General features: G+C 60.5%; 2 pseudogenes. Both read left to right on the top strand.

The window, feature by feature from the left end:
* Window positions 1-60: 60 nt before the first annotated feature.
* Window positions 61-387: pseudogene (locus tag M3I53_RS38050) on the top strand (helix-turn-helix domain-containing protein); the annotation flags it as partial.
* 125 nt (window positions 388-512) lie between these two features.
* Window positions 513-631: pseudogene (locus M3I53_RS38045) on the top strand (IS110 family transposase); the annotation flags it as partial.

The following is a 631-nucleotide window of genomic DNA, read 5'->3' as shown; positions in this document are numbered from 1 at the left end:
TTGGCGCGGAGGGCGTAGCCCGTAGCGACAATGCGCGCCGCGAACAGCAAGGAGTCCGCCATGACTCAGGAGCAGAAGGTAATTCGTGCCAAGGTCGGCATACTTGAGTTGGCCCGGCAACTCGGCAACGTCAGCCAGGCCTGTCGCGTGATGGGTTACTCGCGCGACAGCTTCTACCGATTTAAGGAACTGTACGATCGAGGCGGTGAGGCTGCGCTGCAGGAGATTTCTCACCACCGGCCGTTGCTCAAGAACCGCGTAGATCCGCAGATCGAAGCTGCCGTTGTCGAGCTGGCCCTCGAATTGCCAGCCTACGGCCAGATACGTATCGCCAACGAAGTCCTCAAACGACATGCCCTGTCCGTTTCGCCCCAAGGCGTCCGTAGTCAGTATGACTCCGCGAGGTAGAGGCTGGCCTGCCGCGGAGGAATCAAGCGCGGGTTAGCATGACTGCCAGAGCCGCATGGTGTGGACAGGGTCACACCCGGCGATTTCCGGCACGGAGGCCAGCAATGGAAAACGATAGCACGTTGTATGTCGGCCTGGACGTTCACAAGGAATCGATCACGGTTGCCTATGCGCTCGGCACCGGCGAGGTCGAACTGCTCGGCAAGATCGGGACGACGAAGAC

The organism is Paraburkholderia sp. CNPSo 3272, assembly GCF_024206495.1.
Lineage (GTDB): Bacteria > Pseudomonadota > Gammaproteobacteria > Burkholderiales > Burkholderiaceae > Paraburkholderia.
Note: the sequence above shows the minus strand (reverse complement) of the source record. Positions and strands in the feature narration are given on the sequence as shown.